The sequence below is a fragment of the Shewanella glacialipiscicola genome, from assembly GCF_023283485.1.
In the GTDB taxonomy this organism is placed as follows: Bacteria; Pseudomonadota; Gammaproteobacteria; order Enterobacterales; family Shewanellaceae; genus Shewanella; species Shewanella glacialipiscicola.
The window spans coordinates 1-815 of sequence record NZ_JAKILU010000061.1 but is presented as its reverse complement, the minus strand read 5'-3'; the positions used below and the strand labels follow the sequence as shown (position 1 = coordinate 815).

The 815-nt window shown below is 46.0% G+C and carries 1 protein-coding gene; it reads right to left on the bottom strand.

Annotation, left to right across the window (positions count from 1 at the left end; all coding sequences use genetic code 11):
• Positions 1-131: 131 nt before the first annotated feature.
• On the bottom strand, positions 132-815 hold a 684-nt coding region (locus L2717_RS18065; protein WP_248938138.1), incomplete at its 5' end, for a site-specific integrase.

Here is an 815-nt window from a genome sequence, read left to right as displayed (position 1 = left end):
TCAGGCTGATTGCGGGTGCTGTGAGAGCAAATTTTGGCGTGTAAACGCACTCAGAATTTGCTGAGAGTGGCTATGATTGGCACTCTACGGTTAATATTTTCAGCAGAAATCCTCTTATACAATGCCACTTTCTATATTATCTGGGACAAGTTCAGCGCGAATTCGACTTTATCCACCACAGGTTTGAGTGTTTTCACATCATATTGCTTGCCGTATCGTCCATAAGTGATGTTGTGATAAGCGTGTCCGACAATTTGCGCCACCATTGATTCTTCGATTTGCAGCTGTTTGAGTTCATCTATAAAGGTGTGCCGAAATGAATATGCGGTTGGTCGTTTACCGGCAATGAAGTTGAGCTGGCCGAGTAGTTTGCAAAATTCACGGCAGAACTTGTGCGACCAAACACCGTCACTGCTGGGTGGGTAGCCAAACAAGGGCTTATTTTTTGATGTTCGGTCAGTAAGGCTTTTGACGAAATCGATAAAGCCCAATTCAATTAGCTTTTTATGCAATGGAACGGTGCGCTTGGATTGCGCCGTCTTGAGCTGTTGAGTGATGCCCTCATTGGTGACGTGGATGACAGCTAGGCCGTCTATGTCGGTTATATCATGGCTATGGAGCTGACAAGCCTCTGATGGGCGTAGGCCATGATAGAGCATCAACAGCGTTATCCACTTAAAGTCGGGATGTTTATCGATAAAGTCTTGCGATTGCAGAACGTGTTTAAGTTGATGCGGTTGCCAGCGCTGACGCGCTAAATCCTGCCCAGCCAGATTTGAAGGCTTTGATAGTGTGACTTCATCAAACGGATTGGC